This window comes from Xenorhabdus sp. NBAII XenSa04 (assembly GCF_963866145.1).
Taxonomy (GTDB): Bacteria; Pseudomonadota; Gammaproteobacteria; order Enterobacterales; family Enterobacteriaceae; genus Xenorhabdus; species Xenorhabdus indica.
The window spans coordinates 1-21,770 of record NZ_CAWMEB010000246.1 but is presented as its reverse complement, the minus strand read 5'-3'; the positions used below and the strand labels follow the sequence as shown (position 1 = coordinate 21,770).

Below are 21,770 nucleotides of genomic sequence, written 5' to 3'. Positions count from 1 at the left end.
TGATCGGAACAGCAGTAGAGCGTGGAAGGCTTGAACTTTCCCTCATCCGTTGGTATTACAGTGAATTTATTCTTTTTTATATCTGTGTATTTTAGTGCATTCAAGGACGTTTTAGGCTATTTTTGAATTATCAGCACCCCAAACAGCACCCCCAATTGATATGGAAATCTGGATAGGAGAATATGAAAAATGGCCTACTATAGTATAGAAAAACGCCCGCGCGCAGATGGCACAGTTCGCTATCGCTGCACTGTTGGTGTTAAATCTGGCGGTAAATATATTTACAGAGAAAATCGTACATTCGGAAGACAGTCCTACGCCAAGACATGGGGTGCTCAGCGAGTAGCTGAGCTAGAACAAAACGGAGTTCCCGCTCAAAGTGATACTGAAAATTTAAAATTTGGAGATCTACTGCGTAAATATATTGATGACCAAAATCTAGGAGGGAAAGCAGGAAGGGCTAAAAAATGCGTATTAGGTATACTTCTAAACAGTGAATTAGCGAAATTAACGCTTTCTGAGTTATCAGTTAGCCATGTCATAGAGTACTGTAAACAAAGACTCTCTACAGGCGTTACTCCCTCCACCATTAGTCATGACATTAGTTACCTATCGTCTGTTTTAAAATCAGCTAAACCAGTTTACAACATAGACTATGCAGTAAATCCCGCTCATGAAGCACGTTCTATGTTGACTCAAATGGGGTTAATCGGTAAATCCCAGCGCCGGAGCAGAAGACCCACAGAAGAGGAAATTGATAAACTCATTGAGGGGTTGCGTAAGCGTAGTAGTCATAGGGAAGGAAAAATACCTTATGAAGATATCTTAAATTTCTCAATCTTAAGCTGTATGCGCATAGGCGAGGTCTGTAAAATTAGATGGGATGATGTAGACGAAAAACAAAGATCTGTCGTTGTAAGGGATAGAAAAGATCCCAGAAAGAAAACAGGGAATCACATGTCCGTTCCTTTACTTGGGGATGCCTGGGAAATAGTTCAAAAACAACCAAGAACAAGTGATCTAATATTTCCTTACAACCCCAGGAGCATAACACACGGTTTTCAAAAGGTCCGTAACGCTCTAGGCATTGAAGACCTCCGCTATCACGACCTACGCCGAGAAGGAGCCAGTCGCTTGTTTGAAGCTGGCTTCTCAATTGAAGAAGTTGCGCAGGTAACAGGCCACCGATCACTGAATGTATTATGGCAGGTATACACAGAACTATACCCGCAATCACTGCATGAGAAGTACAACAAGCTGATGCAAAAGAAAGAAGAGTAACTTTTCAGTGCTTATTATGCGAATGATAGCCCCATAACGGGGCTTCTGTTAGTAACTACAAGCTGAATTTATAACCTTCCAGCGCTCTCATCATTGGCTTCATATCCTCCTTATGTATCAGAAGATAACCAGCACGTTGAGCAATTTCCATAAAGTCATTTAAAGTAGAAACATGATGTTTTGACGTCAGTACTTGAGAATAAAGTACCTCGCCGTTTTCCAATTCCATTAATAAACGTCCAGTAAAACCAGAGTAATTATTAGGGATTGGCATTTCTTCTTGCCCCAGAAACTCACCTTCAATCGCTTTAGTTGCCAAGTACCCTATTGCCGAGGGTAATTGTTCACCCGTCAATTCATTTTCACGTAGAAGAGCGCGATCTTGAGTTGTGGTTTTAACTGCTACTGATTCAGATTCTTTCTGGTTAAAGTAAAAATCCTCCATCTTCTCGAAAACATCCCATGCCTTATCAGTATCCAGCATCTTAGCGTGACGGGCTGCACCGCGTTCTGTCCATAAAATTAAGTGACGCACATTTTGGGCGATTTTCACAAAGTTACTTTGAGTAACCTTGCGCTTAAATTCTCTTAATAATGAACCAGTTAGTTTAAAGTAATGTTTCCCTTCGATAAACCGTTCAGCATTTCTGGAATGGTTCACTTTAATATTATTTGCACTCGTTCCATAAACATCAGCTAACAATTCAGTAGTAATAACCGGAACACTGTTGTGCATGATGGCAGTCATATGTTCTACTGAATGAGTATTTTTATTTAATCTATTAAGCTGTATACTTAACATGTTTACTTCCTTTGGCTTGGGGTAAACTGTTTATTGAAGCCCCTGACTATTACCAGTAGTTGGGGGCTTCGCCGTTTTAAAGTAATAATATTTATTACGTTATTGTCACTGTTTGTAAAGATTTCTATAGCAAATTTGGGAAGCGTATCGAAAACTAGACTGTTCGCTCTATTAATGGCAAGTAATCGGTTGCATTAGTTATATAGTGTGATAACTTAGCTAGCTTCCTACCGTCCGTGGTATTTGATCCTTAGTTACTTCAATCACGCTGCCGTTTCCCATTCCATCAAAATAGTCATAGGGGTAAGATTACGCACGGCGCACCTCCACGATTTCGGCATCAACGGTTTCGGTGATGGTTTTGCCATCAGGCATGCAGACACTGCGAATACCTTTGGCGGCTTTTTCTGCGCCTTGTAGGGTTTTATATCTGTTGCGGTACGTGAATGTATTCACTTTGTTTGTGCGGTAATTAGTGACGGTGATGATGATCTTAAACATGGCGCACCTCACGAACGGTAGACATATCGCTACGGTTGGAAGGTATATTGATACCGATATCCCCCGGTTGACGGGAAACGAATATCAGAGAGGGAATGCCTGCCAGTAAACGGGCTTCACCTTCATTCCCCGCCAGCGCGGTGATAAGGCGCACAGGGTGAATATCCACCAGCCGCTGAGTGCCCGATGCAATTAGGAATGTAAATTTGAGGCGAGTTTGGTTATGCTGTGGTGTATCCATAGCGTAAGACTCCTTTACGTTTTTGGTTAGACGCCTCGATAGTGTTGGTAGCACTTCGGGGCGTTGTTGTTTTACATCTGACATAAATGTGTTGTACACTGTCAGACACAAACAACATACACCCTGAGTATTACATATGTCAAACACAAATTTGCCGAGAGGTAATAAACAAATTGCATTCAGAGTTGAGCCACAATTAGAACAAGCTATGAGGGAAGCGATGAAAATTGATGGTGATGAATCTATATCTGCATGGATAAAAAGAATTATCCGTAAAGAGTTGCAATCTCGCGGCATTGAGCAATAACTAACCAAACCTCTTAAAGAGGTGAGGTTATTAAGCTGTTGTAATTCCTCGTAAACCAGATTTGCATTACGGATAACTAATTGATTTATCCGAGACCGTCACTTTGGCCACCCGGAACATTTCAATATTTCCAGCGCCAAACTGAGGACCTCGAATAAATCAATAGGTTACACGTGAATTATTTGTAATTTATTGATTTAACATGATTTTATCAAAGGAGCGGAAATTAAGGGGATCGGGGTAGGAAGTGGGGAATGGTACTTGAATGGAAAACCCGCGCGGGGCGGGTTTATGAATCTTCTTCATCTTTGGATTTGAATATCCTGCCAATAGCAAAAATAGCTGCTATTGCTATCAAATTCCCTGTAATTAATTTTGCAGCGAAACTTAACTCACCTTTAATACCAAAATACACAGCTATACCTAAGATAATAATGCTTAAAACACAAGCCATCCATTGCCCTCTGGTATCTTTTCTTATAACTGCATTGAGTGCTGTTTTTTGAGTTTCGTGTCTAAATTGCTGCTCTTTTTCCGTTAATTCAAGAATCCTCTCTGCCATCCCCGGCAATATAGAATCATACTCTCTAAGCATATCAGGTGGAGGAAGAGGACCCTGAAACAAAGATGTTTTGTGCTGAATAATAGAAACGACTTTAGGATTATCCAAAAGCCTTTCAAGTAACTGAGGATTGGTTTCAACGACGCTCTCTAGCTGCTCCGCTGATAACTCAGTACTGCATCTATCCTCGTTTTGAGTACTGTCACTTACCGGCTTTTGGTTTTCGCTCATTGGCTATCTCGCCGCACCCTACAATAACACCCGTCATATCTCTCGCTATATTGTGAGCGTCATTTCTCAATTTCTGCGCATCATTGCCAGATGTAATAATGCTCCGATAATTAGTTGAAGGCATAATATCCATAACACTACCTATCGCTCTCATATAGCGGCGCATTGTGGCTGTCATGATAACCTCCCATTCAGTCAATTTCATAGTGCCAGAACTGCAACATAGTATTAAGTTTAATTAAATAGCTTTAGCAATACAAGTTACTTGATGCGGTAAAAAAAGAGGGCATATATATCACGTTTAAAGAAGATGACGACACGTTCTAGGCATGTTAGAAGAAGAATTATAACCAATGACTCCATATTGCCATCACTTTGTATTAAATGTTATACATGTGATGAAAGTCGATTTTCAGCCCTCCGTGGCCTGAATTCATTATCAGTGAGTCAATAACCCCAACACTTCCCCACGGCAAGTAAGAGTTTCAGTTACCCAAAATTAACATTACATTAACTAATTATTAACAATAATATTCCCTTTTACCCACCCATCCTCACTTCGGCGGTTCCGGCCATGCGATATCGGGGGCAGTGGAACAATCTACCCGGTTGAGCAGGACGCGGTATTTTTTCCAGGCGACAAGAGCCGCTTTTTCTTCCTTCGTGGCCATGTCGAGGTCAGCGGCGTCCTGTAGTGGCGCAATGGTATTTGCCACCTGTGACATGCGATAACGCTTTTCTGATTCGGCTTGTTGCTGTAGCTCCTCCGGTGTCGGCGGGGGTAACTCAATCAAGGTAGGCAGGCCATCCGCACCGGCCACTATCCGCTTACCGTCTGATTGGCCTTCAAACATTTTTTTGTACAATTCATCGGTGATCGGTTTCACGTCGTCTGGATAAGCACCCTGTTCATCATACGGCCGATAAACAAAACCATTTTCAGAGGCACTATAAAACCAGTCATTATCGAATTTTCGTTTTGTTTTATTGTGTTGAATATTTTTCATTGTTACCTCCCAATTGCCAGCCATGCCACCGGAAAACCATTAACTATGCCATCTTCCCGTTTTGTCGCGGCATAAAACTCGGAATTATTCACCGGATAGCCAAACGCGTTATCTATACGTGCCCCCTGTGAAGTTGAATTAGTGACTAAGACAACAAAGCAAGCTTCGGAAAACATGTGGGGAAAACTGAAGTTCCTGTTACTTTCCGATTCAGACCCCCACTGTATAATCAGTCCTGTCGACTCATCTTTAAACCAGCCTTTACCACTAACGACTCCAGAATTCTTTCGGGCAAACGTGGCGTTCAACCAGTGGCTAAGCCACCCACCCCATGTGTTACCATGAAGATCTCCCCAGGGAGTCAGTATCGCATTCTGTGATGCAGTCCCGGCAATCAATCCTTCATCCGCACTTATTTTTCCCTTTACTGAAGCATTCTTCAGAATGGAAAGATTGCCCTGAGATGCAATATCACCCTGACTCGAAATACTCCCTTGAGCCGCAATATCGCCATTGCGGGTATTGAAATAAATGGAGGTGACATCATTGGGACTATTGTGTGTCGATTTAAAGCCCACGCCGTGCCATGAACGAATTTCTATGTTGTTGCCCTCAAAACTCGCCGCATCACGGTTGCCATCATAAACGCCACCACTCCCTATCGTCAGTGCGGGGGTCATTAATTGCCCAACGGTGACCGCGCCACTGACTGTCCCACCTGTACGTTTATCCAGGGCGTTAGCCGCCAGTTCGACGGTTTTCTCTAAACCGAGGTTGCTCACAAATGCCTTCTTATCCGGGATATCCGCCCCGTTCTGCGCTTTGTCGAGGCGGCGGTTGGCGTTTTGGTTTGCGGTGTTGGCCAAATCATAGGCCGCCTTTACCGCTTTCGGGGTTGCCTGATTACTCACCTCCCGCCCAAGCTGATCGATTTTTTCACTCATCGCCTGAATGGATTGCAGGGACACAATGCGTCCGTTCGGCAGTGTGATATCAACCACCCCATTCTCACTCGACCACTTATCCATGTTCTGGAGGAAATTGATGATGTTGCTGTTAATCGCCACCATATGCCGGACGCCATCGGAAATGGAATCAGGGACGGTCGTCTGAATCTGGTAGGTAGTGTTATCCAGCGTCACCGTGGCTTTATCCGCCAGCACCAGTTCCGTATCGGAGTTCACCGCCTGTATCATATGCAACAAGTTACTGTTGCCGGACTGGATGATGATCACCTGCCCCGGAGCAATACCGTTGAGATTGTCTTTAAACTGCGTGCCCGTACCGCGGACAATAGCCGAGCCGGACACAATAGAAATTGTGCCTTGTGCATAAATCATGGTTTGGTTCCTGAAAAAAGAGAGGGTTAACCTTCTATCATGGTTAAATCGACAATAAAGCCTTCCAACAGCGGCGGTGGGCCGCTCCCTGCGTTGGGATCTACACCTGTACTTCGTTCACCCACAAATTCATAGGAGTAGGCAATTTCAATACGTCCATCACTGTATTTTCCCTTGAAGGTTTCCAGCCAAACGTTATATTCCCATTCTTCATCATAAAACGGCGGATTATTTTCACCGCGAATATGAACAATATTTTTATAATATTCTCTGGACTGCCATTTTATGGGCATGAAGCCATAATGCCGTCCCGGTTCACCCACATGAACAAAAGGCCTGTTTTTATTATTGGGGACGTCGACATAAAAATATTTTACAAATGACAGTAATTTCATGGAGGAAGAAAACATCAGTTCGCCTTTCTCGCTATACACCTCCAGCCCGCTGTTGCCCGAAATTGCCAGTTCCGATACCGGGGCAAAAAAATATTTACCTCCGGCCCCATAAACCAGCGCGCAGTTATAGTATTTTTCATCCCAGCCGGCATTACTTTCATTCTTCTGCGCTTTTCTTAAAAAACCCAGTGACGGGGTTTTATAGGATAATTGCACCAGACCGTTGTCGGTATAAAACTCTAATCCCATCATATTAAATCGCCCAAATGGTCACCCGGTTTTGCATTTCAGCCCATACCCCGGTTTGTCCGCCACCTCTACCCATGTGCTCCCATCGCCAGATGTCATAATCCACGTAATAACTGAACGTGCTGCCAGATACACTGAACTTTGTGAACTCATTACTGATAGCAGAAGTAAGGGTATGACCCCTGCTTCTCATGCGTAAAAAGAAACGGGCCGTCACATTACCCCCTTCACTCAATCCCGGCAAAAACAAGTGCCCTGATTTTTGAAGCGGGATAACGTGAGTCCCTAAAAAACGCGGGATAATATTATTCGTGCTGATAATCACCCGGCCTTTTTCATCGTAAATCTCCAATCCCATCCCCATCACCAAATCCCCATTCTGATACGTAATATTCCATTATTATCAAAGAGCTGCTTGAGATTATTGGTTTCGACCCAATAACCGGAACTCCCGCGCCCGTAACGCACCTCTTCGCCTGTTTTCATATCCAGTCTGAACCCGGTTTTATTATGGGGGTCGAAATTCACGGATCTAATTTCATCCCCCACAACCAGCTTCTGGATCATCGCTTTATCGATTAACGCTTCTCTGAGAAATACCTGCCCGTCTTTAATCATAAAGACCGATTCCAGCTTGTCATCAGCAGGATTCATTACCATAAACTGGTTGGCACTGACCCCGAAGTGAGTTTCCACCTTGCCGTTCTTCACCTCTGCCCCAATCACCATCCCCGCTTTATAAAAATGACCGTTATAATTCACCCCGGCCCCGATATTCTTAATGGCATATCCATTGCCGTCGATATCGAAAACTGCCGTCGCTTTCTCACGAATAATGGCGGACTGATCTTTAAACTGTGCCTGAGTGCGTTGCTCACTTTCCGCCAGGGCTTTGTCCATTTTCGCAATGGCTTTCTGGCTTTCCTGAATGCTGGCCTTGACCTCGGTTCTCACTTCATCTTTAACCACCACAAGGTCCGCCTTCACCTCTTTAAAGGATTCGGCCCATGCTGCCTTCTCATCAGCGAATACCCGGTCAAGCCGCCTGATTTCGGCCTTGTTCTCTCCATCCTTCACGATTAAGTTACGGGCATTCTGATAAATCGCCGTACTGTTAATCAGTTCTGCTTCGGCCTGATAATTCAGTTGCTCCTGCAAGCGTTTACCGGCTTCGGCAGTAAGGAACTGGTCACCCATCGCCTGGGTTATCCAGTTTGTGTCGGTAGAGGACGCCCCCCGAATAAAGTTTGTCCACGGGGATTGATTGCCGGATTTATCCACCAGCCGGGCCCGAAAGTAGAAAGCCACCCCCGCCGCCAGCCCCTGCATCGTGTGTGTTTTTTGCGGGTAGGGAATATCCGCCAGTAACATCACCCCTTCGCCATCGTTGGTCGGACTGTATTGAATCTCTGTTTTCAGCGTATCGTCAGTTTGCAGCGCAAAACCCCAGTTTAACTGGATACCAAAGACAATCGGGGTCGCTCTGAATGCCAGGGGTACAGGCGGGTTTCCCTCTTTCCCCTTCAGATGCGTTTCGGGGGCATTCGCCCAAATACTGGAAATTTCCGCCGCATTAATCGCCCTGACCCGCGCCTGATAACGGCCTGCGTAGATGTTCGGCACTTCAAAACCTTGTGTCGACGTGCGCGGGGCGGATATCCAGTTGCCGTTATCCCGTCGCCATTCCGCTTCATAGGCAATGGCGCTATCTGCGGCATCCCAGGTGACACGCAGTGTGGTGACAGCAATACCCTGATTGACGACAGAATAACTGTTAATCGCGACATTTTTCGGCGGTGGCTGCACGCCGGGCGGAATGACCGAAATGGGGCGTTCGTCTATGCGGGTGCCGGTATCGATGTGATCGTACTTGTCCGGGTTATGCTCTACGGCGGTGATTTCAAAGGAAACACCATCCTCTCCTTCTTTAATACCCGTAACCCGGAATAACTGAACCGCCAAATCGGCCGCATCAATGGCCCAGACGCATTCAGTGGCCGGCATTTCGGAGTAATCGGTACTGACCGTCACCACTTCGCCATTAACCGCCTGAATGGTACGCCCTTCCGCCTTACCGGAGGGCAGATTGAGAATAAGCCGCTCGCCCACTTTAGCCGATGAAACCCGGTCTAACGTGATATTGCGCCCCTCAGCGGCACTAATACGCCCACCGAGGACACGCCCGGACAGCATCTCATCCGCCACGCCAATGATGTAACCCGGTAAGGGGATTTTGCCATCCAGTCCCACGGTAAAGGTCACCATCCGGTCATATTCGTTAGTGTGTAACACCCACTTACCGCGCCGGATAGCTTCACTCTGACGGGTACAACCAATGGCCGTCACATCCGCCTGTCTGACCCCGAAGCGGCGTATCAACCGGTTTTCGAAAACGGGTTCGACGGCGTCCTGATACCCGTTCTGCGGATCGGACCAGCTCACCATCGCTGTAGAATAGTGGGTTTTCTCACTGGCACTGGCGTAAGTAAATTTACCGTCCTTCACATTGGCACGGGTATAGAGGTAATCCATATCCCGGGGCATATCCGCCAGTACATTCATATTATTGTTGGCCCAGAATGTCATACCCCGGAAAATACCGGCAATATCCCGCAAAACAGTCCAGGCATCTTCCTGAGACTGAATATAGACGTTACAGGTAAACCGGGGTTCGGTGCCGCCTTTGCCATCCGGTACGGGATGGTCGCAATACTGGGCGATACGGTACAGGTCCCATTTTGCCAGACGCAAATTTTCCGCTTTAACCCGGGTGCCGATACTGAACCGGTCATTGATCATCAAATCATACAGCACCCAGGCAGGGTTATCTGTCCAGGCCCATTTGAACTCACCTTGCCACACCCCGGAATAAGTGCGGCCGTCCGGGTCGTAGTTGTCCGGCACCCGGATCACCCGCATTTTCGGTTCACAGGAAATCTGCGGGATATTGCGAAACTGTTTGGCGTCGAACTGGACGAATAACAGGGCGGTTTCGGGGTAACTCAATTTGGCATCAATAATTTCTGTGATGGCCTCCACCATCATCGCGTCAGCAATCCGGTTACTGTTCTGTTTTGGGGTCAGACGGCGTACCCGTACCTGCCAGCCGGAATGCGCCTGGGGTAAATCCACACGGTGAGATCGTTCATATTTGGTGGTTGTCTTGCCCGCTACCGCTGTGTTCAGGATCTCCCGGTATGCCCCGCCATCCGTTGCCACTTCAATCACATAACTGATGCGATACCCGACTGTATCCCCGTTATCTTGCTGTGTTTGCAACTGAGGCCACGATAAACGGATACGGACGGCCGATAACTGCGTATTGGTGACCGATCTGACCCATGACTCGACTAACTCTGTCCCCACGGTCAGGTCATTTTCTACGGCGGGCATACCGGGAATATAATCCTGATACGGTGTACCGGGGCGAAATTCCCACTTCACGCCTTCGAAGTTGGCCTGACCATTCGGGCCAATAATCGGTGTGTTATCCAGAAAGATATTGGTGCCATCCAGCCCGCCCGCAAATTCCCCTTCACCCAGAGCCAGGATAATTTTTGCATAGGACGTGGATTGTAAAGAATCCGGGGATTCAACCGGCGTGCGTGGACTGCGACTGCCGCCTTTACTGCCCTGAATCAGATGATTACCCATAATTCACCTACAAAGAAAGCCGCAGGCGCGGCAAGACTCAATAAAAATAAATGGCGTTATTGCTGATCTTCGGCATAGATACCTGCTGAGATAATGGCCCCACCGATGCGGCGCCGGCCATATCCCACGGGAACGGGATTGCCCTGTGCAATGGAGTTCACCGGGCCACCAAAGGCATAAGAGGGCTTGTTGTCGGGATCTTCCCGGCGTGCCAGTCCGCCCGGCATCGGTGAAAGCATCTGCACCACGCCCCCCAGCATCATCGACACACCGGACATCACTAAGGGCACTCCCCACGCGGTGGCCCACATAAACGCCCCCGCGGCGACCATCACCGCACCGAGAATGGTCTGAAAAATCCCGGCCTTTTTACTGCCGATAATCACCGGAGCAATGCGAATAGCCTCCTCCCCGGAAAAGGCCAGTTCCTCCCGGCTGATATTGCGTTTTCCGCTGAACACGGCAAAGGTCAGTCCGCGCGCTTTGGCCGTCAGCAAAAACTGCTCAAAGCCGTCAATTAATACCGACAGCGCCCGGATCGCTTCCTGCGGTGATGAGACAGCCAGCCGGTGCTCCCGTCCGAACAAGGCACCGAGCACGCCGTATAACCGTATCACTCGCAATGTATTCATGAAATTACTCCTGATATCTGACTATTTTCACCGTACGTTCCTGCCAGTACCCGCTATAAGACACGCGGTGACTGAGTTGTCCGTACAGATGGTGTAACATGAGGCCGTCACCGAGGTAAATGCCGGCATGGTTAGGCTCACTGGCCTGCACCTGCATCATGATCACATCCCCGGCCTGCAATTCACCGCTGCACTCCACAAACCCCGCCGAAACATAGTGTTTCATATACAGATTTTCGCCCCGGTTCCACCAGCCATCCGTGCGGGCAAAATCCGGCAGCTCAATATTACGTTCCAGCCGATACCAGTCACGCACGATGGCGTAACAGTCCCAGATACCATGTACAAACGGGCGGCCAAGTAAAGGCTTTACCCCCTCAGTCGGCATAATGGTACGGATATCTCCCTCCGGCCATGAAACAATGACCCACGGGGTTTGTGACAGGTCACACTGAGCAATGTCTAACTGGCTGGGTTGGGTTGTCGCATCGGGGTGACTGTGGACAATCGCAACAATCGTTCCGGCTTCTTCGGCCTTGACATAATCGTCGGGGTGAATGCTGAATTGCTCAGTGGGTGACGGGGCGATATTGCGACAGGGAATATACTGTTGCTTTCGGCCATTCTGAATCACCAGTCCGCAGCATTCATTGGGGTATTCGGCCTGCGCGTGATCCATGATGGATTCGTTGACGTGTGGGCGCATATAGACTCCATAACAAAAAATCCCGTCAAAGCGGGATGTTATGATTCATTCATTGACATATGGCTATATTCAGAAAGGATTGTCGTATTTTTCTGCTAACTTCTTAAGTATTGGTTCATCTTTAGTGAGTAATTCTGTAGGGTAATATTCATAGCTTACCCACAATACATAAGGTGTACGTTCTCCCTTATTAAGCCTTAATTTAATCGCCATTTGATTGTATTCGTAGTCCTTGACTAACTCATGATTATTCTGTTCATCAAGAACAGGCTTGCCATACTTATTATTTAGACTTGATGCAATGAGATTAAATTTCTCTTTTAAATTATCGTAATTTTTACCAGAATCGCTTATATCGAAACTAATAGACCTCAACCCTCTATTAAGAGGGAAAAAATCTAAAAAATACTCACCGTCATATTTGGGTTCTATAGGTACTGATTTTGTTCTTATGGTATGCACTAATTTATCTTGATACTCATCAAATTTTTTGAGATTTAGCTTTCTAACTTCATCAATAGTCATGCCCCACCTTAACCCAAAGGGTGCTTGTGGCTCATCTTTTGCCTGTCCAAACGCCAATTGATTCATGACGAAAAACGTCAGGATAATCAAAATAATTTTTTTCATCATAAGCTCTCTCACTTGTTAGTAAAATTGCAACAATGAAGAAAATTGAATCAATAATCAAGAATTGACTATAAGAATATCCTATCTGTCAAAATTTGCATTATTACCGCCTCAACAACGCCGAACCCGGAAATCCGCCAAAAGGCAATTGAGCCGCTTCACCGTATCGGGCCTTGCAGTCACTCATCAACCCCCCGCACGCATCTTTTGCCGGGTCATCAGTCGGGTTACCCTCCTCATCAAAATATCGCGTTCCCGTATAGTTACAAGGTGATTTGCGGTATAACCCGCGCATACACCATGTACAAAGACTGTGGATTTGACGGGTAGGGATTTGTATACCCTGTAAGTCAGCCGGTGACGATAAGGCAAACTGAATGCTTTCGTTATCTTCATGGGTCTTACTGTCGATATAGAAAACATCGATTTTTTCCTGTGTCGGATCGGCTTGCGGGTTGCCTTCTGGAAAGTTTCTCGCATCCAGATAATGCGCAAAGGTCATACGAATAGTGACACGCGCCTGCACCATGTTCTGATAAGCCAGACACAGGGCGCTGATAGTCCCATCCAGATTGGCCACACTCAGGGTCGGTGACACCGCCCTGCCGTCACTGAGCGTTTCCAGCCCCTTAATTTCAACAGGCCACGGTTTGTATTCCACACCCTGCCACCAGATCGGTTTAGCCGTCAGGCTATCCGGGCTTTCCAGTTCCGCTTCGGTGTAAGCGACAGGGTGACTGTGAAAATGCAGTTCTGGCCCGCCAAAGGCCGAGCCATCTACCGTATACAATAAGATTTTGCTCCCCGGCTCAAGGCGCTGGAGTGTCGCAGTGATCGTCATGATAAAACCTCTTACGGGTGATAGATGCGGGTAAATGTCACAGAGAGAGTGAAATATGCCCCGCTGGCCTGTATCGTAAATTTTCCGGCTTGATATAACCCCATCTCAGATAACGGATTGCGCCACTTAAATGAGCGCCATCCCTGGTGCTCGCGTAGAAAAGCCATCACGGGTGCTATTTCAGATAACGTCCCCACAAAGGACAAAGGCCAGCTTTCGCGCTGTGAATTAATGCCATCTCCTGAAGTTTGTTTATATCCGTCACCAAACTGGACAGCGCGCACAACAGGCTCAAATTCCCCGACAGCACCGACCCTCGCGGGAAAATCAAATGTTTTTATCACCTTCTGCCTCCTTTGATAGCCACGCTTAATTCGCCTCCCTGCCCCAGACTTTTATGCAGCAATAATTTGAATCGCTGATCAACAAACTTCGCAATATCCTGACCCGCAGATTCGAATCCACCGGTTGTTTTCACTTCGTGGCTTCCGTCAGAATTGACGACGATATTGACATTATTGGTTGTCTGATTGCCTGTGCCGCCCATCGCCTGAACACCCAATTTTCCATCTGAGCCCCGTTTTAATGGCAAAATCGCTTCCGGTCCTGCCTCCCCCATCAATCCGCCCCCTTTGGCAAATCTAAACAGGGTCGGGCTGCTGACAATCTGCCCGCTGTACTGACTCAAGTCTGTGGATTGATAAATGCCGCCTTTCGCATTCAGGATCGGACTTTTCCAGACATCAGGCATGATTGTCGTGCCTGTGCCAATAGGTGATAAGCCGCCCCCTGCTGAGGCCAGAGAACTGGCCCCCATATTCGCCATACTGCCGCCTGAACCGCCAAAGAAACCAGAAAGTGCCTTCGTTATCAGTGCCTGCATGGCAATACGCATCAGATCCTGGATGATAGACTGCGCCAATGATGCCGATAATTCCTTCATGGATTCAGAAAATGACTTTGTCCCCATCAGCATGCCGGTTAAGGCGTTACCCGTCCGTTGTTCAACAGCATCCAACAGGTTCATTTGCATTTTCTGAAAACTTCCCTGCGCACCATACAGTTCTTTGGCTGCCGAAAATTGCGCGTCTTTAGAACGTGTACCGGCTGCGGCCACCAATTGCTCATAGCGTTCTTTTTTAATGATGCCATTCTGGTAATAAGCATCGTATAAAGCCGTTTGTTCAGTAAGCTGGTTTCTAAGCTGAGCGAGGGGGTCAACCTCACCGGCCATATCCAGACGCGGGGCGGCGAGCTGTCTGGCCTGCTCCGCCAGTTTATCTTTGACAAAAGTTTGATACAGGGTTTTGCTGGCTGATAAATACGCCTGCTCTGACAGCAATCGTTCGGCATACAGGGCCTTAAGCTCTGCACTGGCTTCTTTTTCCTGACGGATAAGGGCTTTTACCGGGGTATATTTTTCCGTCAGTTCCCTCCGTTGCTTTTGGTGGTTTTCGGCATTGAGGGTGCTTAGCCGCAAAATTTCATTTTGGGAAACTAAACCGGATTTACTGACCTCATTCAGCTTTCGCTGAACTTCTTGTTCACCCAGGATAATACGTCCTAAACTTGTCGTGTGTGCCCTTTCTATTTCCAGACGTAACTGACGATACTGATTCAGGGTTTGCTTTCCTTTGCTGTCACTTTTATCGCTATCGTTCTTGTCCTTTCCTTCGCCCTTCCAGGGGTTAAAGTCATTTGCAGGGGGTGGGGTGGGTTCTGGAGGCTTAACGTCAAATTTACCTGTCGATAACGTTGAGCGGATATTCCTATCTCTTGCAGTTTTCCCTTCTAATCCTTTCAGTATGTCTTCTCGTCGGCTAAGTAGCTCCCTTCCTTTCTTTTCGACCTCTTTAGGATCTTCAAAAAGAAAACTTAACGCACCTTTTTGACGATTTTTCAATCTACCAATCCTAGTTTGGGAATACCTTTCCAGTTGGCTATCAACCTGTTTTAATTCCTCTTTAAGGTTGTTTATATCATCGTTATTCCTATCAAGCTCCACTTCCAGCTTAATTTTAGAAAGGCGTTGCAGTTCCGCAACAGTCTCAATCGTTTCATCTTTTAACCTCCTTAGCCCTTCCCTCGCCTGGACGCTGTGGTTATATAATCCATACAGGGCTGACCCTGCCAAAACCGCCGCACCTGTCCACCCCCCCATTAACGCCAGGGCGCCCCGTGCCATATTTACCGATGTCGAAAGCGCACGATAAGAAAAAGAGAGGCGGCGATTGGCCAGTTCCAGTTGTCGCGTCGCTCTTTCCTTTTGTCTAAGCGCCTCTGTTTCCTGCCGATAGAGCGCCTTTGACTCTTTGGCATAATTGACGAAGAGGCCATGTTGAGCATTGATCCCTCTCATTCTTTCAATATGTTCACCCTGACGCTGGGTCAATTGAATCGTCGCGTTAGCCTGTTCGATAGTACGCCTTGCGGTTTCTGCTTTCTGTCTGGCCGTATCACGAGCGGCTTTTTCCGTGGCTCTCCACGCACTGACATTTTCGCGTAACCCTGCCGTCATTTTTACTGCCATCACTGGGAGCAGGGTGTGCAAGGCAACTCTGGCCACCAGATTAAAGTTTTCTGACAGTGCGTTAATAGCCGTGGTTGCACTCTGAACCCCGGTTCGAAGCGGGCCATCCGCACTTTGACCGGCTTTAATTGCCAGCCCTTCAAACGCACTGTTTAATACGTCCAGATCCGAACTCAGGTTGTTCGCCCGGGCGCCCGCCTGCTCATAGGCGACTTGCGTCCCCGTCAATGACTGCCGGAGTTCGTCTAATTTTCCCCGGCCTTTCACTAAGTTGGAAGCAACACTGATACTCGCCCACCCAAACAGTTTGGTCGCCTCCGTGGTAGACAAATTCTTTTTAGCCAGATAGTCCAGCGCGGCAGACAATCCCACCACAGACGGTTTCAGTTTTTTATCCGTTGAAGTCTCTAGGGCCAGGATCATATTTCGGATAGCCGTACCCGCTTCGGCGCCTTTTATTCCCCGTTCGGCCAGAATTTGAATGACCGCATTCAGCTCTTCAAAACTGATCCCGGCCTGTGCGGCCATCGTCCCGCCGTTTTTAATCGCCTGCGCCGTTTCATTGATTTCGGAAGCCCCGTATTTCGCCCCGGCTGCCAGGACATTGATAAACCGGTCGGCCTGCTCCGCACTGGCCCCGAACTGGTTTAATGAGAGTGCCAGTGCTTTTGTCGCTTCCGGTAAATCAATCCCGGAGGCCTGCGCTAACGTCACCGCTTTTTGTGTTGCCAGCGTCAATCCTTCAGTACTTTTCAGCAGTTCCGGTTTGGCGGAAGCCATTAATTTAAACGCTTCGGTAATTCGGACGGCCCCAAATTCCGTGGTGCGCCCCAACCGCTGCGCATTAGCATCCAGCTGTTTTAATTGATCTCCCGTGGCCCCGGTAATGGCAGACAAATCGGATAAAGCCTGTCCATACTTACGGGTGGCGATCAGAATCGCCCCCAATGAAAAACCCGTGCCGGACAATACCATCAACTGACCGGAAACGGATTTAATTTGTTTACCCAGAGACTGATAAGCCGATTCCGCCTTTCTCGCGCTTGATTTGGCCTTGCCGGCGAATTTTTCCGATTCCCGTCCGGCGTGGCGGTACGCTTCGGTAATTTGTGACTTAAATGACGTGGCATTGACCAGTAAGCCTACGGTGAGTGTGGATAAATTTGCCATAACTTAGCCTAATAATTTCATGACCGCATCACACTGTGCCTGTACCGTATCACGGGATTTCGGTACGGAGGCGACAGGCGTTTTAGCGGGCTGTTTGTGCTTTTTCAGCCGATAATACGCCTGCCACTCGTTCAGGGTGGATGCAGGCAAAGACAGGATGCGATAGGGATCGATTTCGCCGAGTTGCTCTGCAAGGGTAAAGGCAAAATGCAACAGCGGCGACTGAATTAGTTTTTTTCGGCGTCCTCCAGCGTGCCGATAGCATGGCGTTTCACAATATTGACAGCCGCGATAATCGTGGCATTATCGTGGATCTCCATCAGTTCATCCGCTGTGGGCAAATCGGCCTTGTCGAGGGGTTTTCCTTTGTCATTCACCAGACAATCCAGCACCATCTGGATATTGAGCCGTGAGGCTTCCCAGGCGTTTTCGTCGTGAAGTTTTTCTACCGCTTCCTCCAGACCTATCAGTTCAGACGCGGTCATTCGGCGCAAATTGACTTTAGTACCAAAAAGTTCGACTTCCTTCACGTGAGGACGCGGGGTTAATAATGCTGCTTTCAGGCCTTTCATTGGGTGACTCCTGTTTTCGTGGTGGCGATACCCCAGACGAGGTTATTCTGTTTGCCTTTGACGGTGATTTGAATGACTTCACTCGCCGGGGCGTTAATGTCGTTCATTTCCCAGCCGGAAAGCGCCAGTACCATCGTGGCGGTACGTTTGTTCGGCAGGGCAATGTAAAACTGGACGGTTTCACGATGCTGAGCGGCGTTCAGGAACGCGGTAAAATCGGCGTTTTCGGGGTCATCAATAAACCCCAATGACTTTTCGGGTCCCTCCGGCATATCCGAAATAAATTGTTTATTGGTATCAATCAGAGTGGTGCAGTCGATAAAACTGCCCGTGAGTCCTGTTGCGCCCAATGCTTTACAGTTAATTAACTGTTTCATGTTTTCCACGCTGTCGCCGGGTTTGCCGAACTTTACGACCGTGCCCGCGGGCAATACAGCGTATTCAGGTGACGATGTTGTCATGGTGATTTACTCCCGTCAGGGTTATTTACTGTAGACAGACAATGCTGCGCGAATTTCCTGTGCAAGCACGCTTAAAACAGCCGTTTTGTTGTAGTCCAGCGCCGGACGGATAAACGGGCGAGGCACTTGCTTGATGGTGCCCATTTCCTGTGCCAGGGCTTTCATGCGATGGGGCTGAGTGGGGCCAACAATAATCATGACCCCGCCTGGATACTTCTTTGATTTTGTTGCGCGGATTTTGATATCGTCCCGCATGTGGGGACCCTCACTTTTCTTGTCATACCCGGCATGGGCGATCATATCTTCCTGCACAATTTGCATCGCTTCTTTGCCCGCGGCTCTTAATATCCGGGTCTGCAATTCGGTGTCCAGCGCCTGTAATCGACGTCCCAATGCCTCCAGACCGGAAAGGTCAGTACTAATCATCGGTGTCCTCCGCAAAGAAGATAATAAAGTCACGCGTGATACGGTAACGCTTGCGGTTTTCCGTCAACTCTTCCGACGCCTGAGACAAGGGGCCACGTGAAACGGTCTGTACGGCAGTACGCCCAATCAGTCCATGCTGTACCGATTCCCAGGCAGAACGGATAACGCGCTCCAGTTTCAGCGCCCGGGTATAGTCATGTAAAATGAGGCTGATTTGAAAACGGGCTTCAATGAGTCGTGTCGGGGCCAGTCCGGTATTGAATTTCGGGTCACTGATCCGCTGATAGGTTACCCCCTCTAATACACTGGACGGCAATATCAGTGGGTAAACAGGCAACTGGGTTAACCGCGCTAAATCAGTTTTGATATCAGACTCTATCATGACGTACATCCGCTTCTGTGGTAATAAGAGTGCGGTCGGCACGATTGCGATCTACCGCGCGAACCGTAAACAGCCGACCTTGATGTTCAATCAGCCAATGGGGTTCAATGTCCTTTCTTGGCCTCACAGTAAACTGCTGCATTTCAATGACCTGTTGCTGATCGGCGGTGCGAATTTTGCGGTTAGACATCGCCTCGGCTTTGGCCCAGACCGTGGTAACATATTCGGCGGTGATGGTTTCTGATCCCAGTTCATCCCGTGTGATAACAGGGCGAAAGAGTTTGATACGTTTGTTGATTTCATTCACCAACATCCTGTCCTCCTATACGGGTTTTATCCGGTAATCGTCCAGCAAGTCCCGGAAGCCCGGTGGTAACCGTTTCGGATCGCGGGTTTCATACCAGAACCCGACCGCCAGCATCAGGGCCAGCTTTATCAATGGGGAAAGAACCAGCCCCTCCGGGTCTGATTCAGGCACAGCCTCTTCGTAAAAATTGCGGTTCAGGTAATTAATGGCCTTTTCTCTGGCCGCTTCAAGATAAGCCTGCAACAAGGCATCTTCCTCATCAGAATCAAGCCGGCACTGTAACCGCAGTTCTTCAATCGTCGGTAATTGCATCAGGGTCTCCTGATAACAGGGCGGCACGCAGGCCGCCAGGGGATTAAGCCTTACCCTCTGCCATTTTCAGCAGTTTCACCGCGTGGCTGTCCACCAGCATTGAGCCAACGCGCTTGGTGGTATAGAACTGCACAAACGGTTTATGGGTGTACGGATCGCGCAACATGCGAACACCGAGGCGGTCCAGAATGGTGTAGCAGCGTTTGAAGTTGCCGAAAGCGACCGGTATCGCCCCGGCGCCCAAATCCGCAAACTGCTCATTCTCGGCAATACCGTAGCCGAGCAAGGCGGAAGGCTGGCCCAACTGCAAGCCCGGCTGCCACAGGTAGTTGCCCTGACTGTCTTTCAGGGTACGCACCTTAAACAACAGGTTGTTGTTCATCATGAATTTCGCGCCGGTGCGGTACGGTTTGCGCAGGGTGTAGATCAGTTGCAGGATGTCGTCCGCCGTGACCTCGGCCGTTTTTTTCAGCAGCAGGTGTTGCAGGGTGCCCCACTCGCGATCTTTGTCCGCCTTGTCATCTGAACCAAAAGCCAGTAACCCTTTGGGTTTCTTGCTGCCGTCACCGTGGGTAAATGCCGCCTCTTCCTTCTCCGCAAATTCCTGTGTCAGTTCCGATGAGATAAAGGCTTCCACATCGAAAAAGGCATCATCCAGCATACGCTGAGTGGCGGCCGGGTTGCCGTAAATTTCTCCCCAGACAGGCTCAATGACGCCGAGCTGGGAAGTCGCGGTTTCCTCGCGCTTGTCGGTTTCCCCCACCCAGCCGCTGGTTGTCCCGCCCCGGTTGACCAGCTTCTTATAGTCCGGGCTCCCCAGTGCGATCACCTCGCATTCCTGACGCATCACAACCTGGTCTTTCAGCGCGTTGATAATGTTGCGGTCCAGTTCTTCCGGGACTGCATGACCGCCATCGGGATCTGTGGTGGTCTGCATGGCCTTTTGTTCCAGTTCGGCCAGTCCGTCTTCCTTGCCCTTGCGGATAAACTGGATAAACGCGGTCTTGTGTTCACTCACGGCCGGACTGTGATGGCCCCCTGCCGGGCGTTTCAGTCCCGCCAGCTCTTCTTCAAGGGCCGTTTTCAACGTATCCAGCTCGCTGAGTTTGCCGTTCAGGGTGTCCACCTGTTCCGCCAGTTTGCCTTTCTGGGCCTCAATCGCCTCAATGCGCTGATCGTTCTTCTGTCTGAACTCATCAAAACGCTGCTGGATTTCCTGCGCGACCTGTTGTACGTCTTTCACTTCAATAGGCATAAAAAACTCCGGTTAATTAAAATGTAATGTTTTCAGTGCATTCAATGCAGACACGGTTTCCGCGTCACGCGGCGACAGTGCCCGGTAGCCCTCAGCCATAAACGCCTTAGCCTGAGAGCGAGAGAGTCCAACGTCGCGCAGGACCCGTTCAATACTTTTCGGGGCAGGAATATCGCCCCGGGCAAAAGCGGATTTGACTTCGCTGACCCGGGCTTCATCGTTGGACGGAAAGGTGACCAGACTCACTTCCCATAAATCCAGCTCTTTCAGTAAAAAAGCCTCGCGGATCCGGTCATACTCCCAGTCTTTCAGCAGATAACCGATAGACAGTCCCGACAGGGAACCGGCTTTCATATGCGCGTGGGCGCGTTTTGCCAGCGGGTCATCCTCAATCAGCAACCGCCCTTTGAGATACAGCCCGGTCTCGTCTTCTTTCATCTCGGTATAGATACCGATGGGTTCATCCATCCGGTGCTGCCAGAGCAACGCGGGCAGGCGGCCTTTTTCATTCCATTGCCTTAAGGTGTTCGCAAAGGCACCGGGCAGGACAATATCGTCATAGGTGTCTTTCACCCCGAACACCGAACCGTAGCCCTCGAACTCGCCGGCGTCGCTGACCGATTTGATTTTCAGGGGCACGTCAAGCCGTTGTTTCGTCATCATCGGCATTGGGTTTATCCTCCGTTTGGGGTTTCTGGGTGGTATTTTCCGGTTTGGTCGTCATGTTCATGGGCGTCAGGTAAATATCGCCCCCTTCTCGCGGGTTGAGTTCTTCCAGCTCGCGGCATTCATTCGGCGAGTAAATCCCCCAGTTAATCCCCGTGGCGTAGGCCTCGAAACGGGATTTCATGTCACCGCGTAACAGGGCACCTGTATTGAATTTGGCGTAAAACCGCCCTTGCTTGTTGCTTCTGACTAACCCGGCATTAATCCGCTGTTCAATGCGGGTGAGGTACGGCACCAGCGAGTAATTAAT

Annotated in this window: 28 protein-coding genes; 2 read left to right on the top strand and 26 right to left on the bottom strand. The window is 48.6% G+C overall.

Going from position 1 to position 21,770, the window contains the following annotated elements:
• The first annotated feature begins 189 nt into the window (after positions 1-189).
• Complete coding sequence (locus AAC147_RS09565; RefSeq protein WP_047680442.1) at positions 190-1,281, top strand: tyrosine-type recombinase/integrase; 1,092 nt, start codon at positions 190-192, stop codon at positions 1,279-1,281.
• 55 nt (positions 1,282-1,336) lie between these two features.
• Here the strand turns inward: AAC147_RS09565 and AAC147_RS09560 are convergent, their stop codons facing one another.
• From AAC147_RS09560 to AAC147_RS09550, 3 genes are all read right to left on the bottom strand, one after another.
• Positions 1,337-2,083 carry an ORF6N domain-containing protein gene (locus AAC147_RS09560; RefSeq protein ID WP_072032495.1) on the bottom strand — a complete coding sequence of 249 codons (747 nt, stop codon included), beginning with the start codon at positions 2,081-2,083 and terminating at the stop codon, positions 1,337-1,339.
• Positions 2,084-2,392: 309 nt separating this feature from the next.
• Positions 2,393-2,584 (bottom strand): hypothetical protein, encoded by a 192-nt coding sequence (locus AAC147_RS09555; RefSeq protein WP_047680455.1) that lies wholly within the window; start codon positions 2,582-2,584, stop codon positions 2,393-2,395.
• Entirely contained in the window at positions 2,577-2,825 is a 249-nt protein-coding gene (locus tag AAC147_RS09550; protein ID WP_047680440.1) for a hypothetical protein, read from the bottom strand. Before AAC147_RS09550 ends, AAC147_RS09555 begins: the two co-directional genes overlap by 8 nt.
• Before the next feature lie 136 nt (positions 2,826-2,961).
• Between AAC147_RS09550 and AAC147_RS09545 the strand changes: the two genes are divergently transcribed.
• Entirely contained in the window at positions 2,962-3,132 is a 171-nt protein-coding gene (locus tag AAC147_RS09545; protein WP_047680438.1) for a hypothetical protein, read from the top strand.
• A gap of 289 nt (positions 3,133-3,421) precedes the next feature.
• Here the strand turns inward: AAC147_RS09545 and AAC147_RS09540 are convergent, their stop codons facing one another.
• From AAC147_RS09540 to AAC147_RS09430, 23 genes are all read right to left on the bottom strand, one after another.
• Positions 3,422-3,925 carry a DUF2335 domain-containing protein gene (locus AAC147_RS09540; protein ID WP_047680435.1) on the bottom strand — a complete coding sequence of 168 codons (504 nt, stop codon included), beginning with the start codon at positions 3,923-3,925 and terminating at the stop codon, positions 3,422-3,424.
• Positions 3,897-4,103 carry a hypothetical protein gene (locus tag AAC147_RS09535; RefSeq protein ID WP_047680433.1) on the bottom strand — a complete coding sequence of 69 codons (207 nt, stop codon included), beginning with the start codon at positions 4,101-4,103 and terminating at the stop codon, positions 3,897-3,899. Before AAC147_RS09535 ends, AAC147_RS09540 begins: the two co-directional genes overlap by 29 nt.
• 376 nt (positions 4,104-4,479) lie before the next feature.
• Positions 4,480-4,956: a tail fiber assembly protein gene (locus AAC147_RS09530; RefSeq protein ID WP_156115340.1), complete on the bottom strand. Its 477-nt coding sequence runs from the start codon at positions 4,954-4,956 to the stop codon at positions 4,480-4,482.
• On the bottom strand, positions 4,935-6,272 hold the full coding sequence (locus AAC147_RS09525) for a tail fiber protein (protein WP_052189452.1): 1,338 nt from the start codon (positions 6,270-6,272) through the stop codon (positions 4,935-4,937). Before AAC147_RS09525 ends, AAC147_RS09530 begins: the two co-directional genes overlap by 22 nt.
• A 26-nt stretch (positions 6,273-6,298) precedes the next feature.
• A complete protein-coding gene (locus AAC147_RS09520; RefSeq protein ID WP_047680431.1) occupies positions 6,299-6,919 on the bottom strand; it encodes a hypothetical protein in 621 nt (206 codons plus the stop codon).
• A gap of 1 nt (position 6,920) precedes the next feature.
• Positions 6,921-7,280, bottom strand: a complete 360-nt coding sequence (locus tag AAC147_RS09515) for a hypothetical protein (RefSeq protein ID WP_231571378.1) — start codon at positions 7,278-7,280, stop codon at positions 6,921-6,923.
• The gene (locus tag AAC147_RS09510) at positions 7,280-10,570 is read right to left on the bottom strand and encodes a phage tail protein (RefSeq protein ID WP_081988985.1); all 3,291 of its coding nucleotides are present in this window, start codon (positions 10,568-10,570) and stop codon (positions 7,280-7,282) included. Before AAC147_RS09510 ends, AAC147_RS09515 begins: the two co-directional genes overlap by 1 nt.
• Positions 10,571-10,626: 56 nt before the next feature.
• Positions 10,627-11,202, bottom strand: a complete 576-nt coding sequence (locus AAC147_RS09505; RefSeq protein ID WP_047680429.1) for a tail assembly protein — start codon at positions 11,200-11,202, stop codon at positions 10,627-10,629.
• 4 nt (positions 11,203-11,206) lie between these two features.
• Positions 11,207-11,908, bottom strand: a complete 702-nt coding sequence (locus AAC147_RS09500) for a C40 family peptidase (protein WP_047680427.1) — start codon at positions 11,906-11,908, stop codon at positions 11,207-11,209.
• 69 nt (positions 11,909-11,977) lie between these two features.
• Positions 11,978-12,541: a hypothetical protein gene (locus AAC147_RS09495; RefSeq protein ID WP_156115339.1), complete on the bottom strand. Its 564-nt coding sequence runs from the start codon at positions 12,539-12,541 to the stop codon at positions 11,978-11,980.
• Between the two features lie 100 nt (positions 12,542-12,641).
• The gene (locus tag AAC147_RS09490) at positions 12,642-13,379 is read right to left on the bottom strand and encodes a phage minor tail protein L (RefSeq protein WP_047680422.1); all 738 of its coding nucleotides are present in this window, start codon (positions 13,377-13,379) and stop codon (positions 12,642-12,644) included.
• Between the two features lie 11 nt (positions 13,380-13,390).
• A complete protein-coding gene (locus tag AAC147_RS09485) occupies positions 13,391-13,723 on the bottom strand; it encodes a phage tail protein (protein ID WP_047680420.1) in 333 nt (110 codons plus the stop codon).
• On the bottom strand, positions 13,720-17,079 hold the full coding sequence (locus AAC147_RS09480; RefSeq protein WP_047680418.1) for a phage tail tape measure protein: 3,360 nt from the start codon (positions 17,077-17,079) through the stop codon (positions 13,720-13,722). Before AAC147_RS09480 ends, AAC147_RS09485 begins: the two co-directional genes overlap by 4 nt.
• 3 nt (positions 17,080-17,082) lie before the next feature.
• Positions 17,083-17,292, bottom strand: a complete 210-nt coding sequence (locus tag AAC147_RS09475; protein ID WP_047680416.1) for a hypothetical protein — start codon at positions 17,290-17,292, stop codon at positions 17,083-17,085.
• A gap of 14 nt (positions 17,293-17,306) precedes the next feature.
• The gene (locus tag AAC147_RS09470; RefSeq protein WP_047680414.1) at positions 17,307-17,651 is read right to left on the bottom strand and encodes a phage tail protein; all 345 of its coding nucleotides are present in this window, start codon (positions 17,649-17,651) and stop codon (positions 17,307-17,309) included.
• Positions 17,648-18,112 (bottom strand): major tail shaft subunit, encoded by a 465-nt coding sequence (locus AAC147_RS09465; protein WP_047680413.1) that lies wholly within the window; start codon positions 18,110-18,112, stop codon positions 17,648-17,650. The genes AAC147_RS09470 and AAC147_RS09465 overlap by 4 nt, the downstream gene beginning before the upstream one ends.
• 21 nt (positions 18,113-18,133) lie before the next feature.
• On the bottom strand, positions 18,134-18,538 hold the full coding sequence (locus AAC147_RS09460; RefSeq protein WP_047680411.1) for an HK97-gp10 family putative phage morphogenesis protein: 405 nt from the start codon (positions 18,536-18,538) through the stop codon (positions 18,134-18,136).
• Positions 18,531-18,920 (bottom strand): hypothetical protein, encoded by a 390-nt coding sequence (locus tag AAC147_RS09455; protein WP_047680409.1) that lies wholly within the window; start codon positions 18,918-18,920, stop codon positions 18,531-18,533. Before AAC147_RS09455 ends, AAC147_RS09460 begins: the two co-directional genes overlap by 8 nt.
• The gene (locus tag AAC147_RS09450) at positions 18,907-19,233 is read right to left on the bottom strand and encodes a phage head closure protein (protein WP_047680407.1); all 327 of its coding nucleotides are present in this window, start codon (positions 19,231-19,233) and stop codon (positions 18,907-18,909) included. The genes AAC147_RS09455 and AAC147_RS09450 overlap by 14 nt, the downstream gene beginning before the upstream one ends.
• 9 nt (positions 19,234-19,242) lie before the next feature.
• Positions 19,243-19,539 carry a head-tail connector protein gene (locus tag AAC147_RS09445; protein ID WP_047680405.1) on the bottom strand — a complete coding sequence of 99 codons (297 nt, stop codon included), beginning with the start codon at positions 19,537-19,539 and terminating at the stop codon, positions 19,243-19,245.
• 43 nt (positions 19,540-19,582) lie between these two features.
• Complete coding sequence (locus AAC147_RS09440; RefSeq protein ID WP_047680403.1) at positions 19,583-20,794, bottom strand: phage major capsid protein; 1,212 nt, start codon at positions 20,792-20,794, stop codon at positions 19,583-19,585.
• A gap of 12 nt (positions 20,795-20,806) precedes the next feature.
• Complete coding sequence (locus AAC147_RS09435; RefSeq protein ID WP_047680444.1) at positions 20,807-21,457, bottom strand: HK97 family phage prohead protease; 651 nt, start codon at positions 21,455-21,457, stop codon at positions 20,807-20,809.
• Positions 21,435-21,770: phage portal protein (locus AAC147_RS09430; RefSeq protein WP_047680401.1), on the bottom strand; the 336-nt coding region annotated here is incomplete at its 5' end. The genes AAC147_RS09430 and AAC147_RS09435, both read right to left, overlap by 23 nt.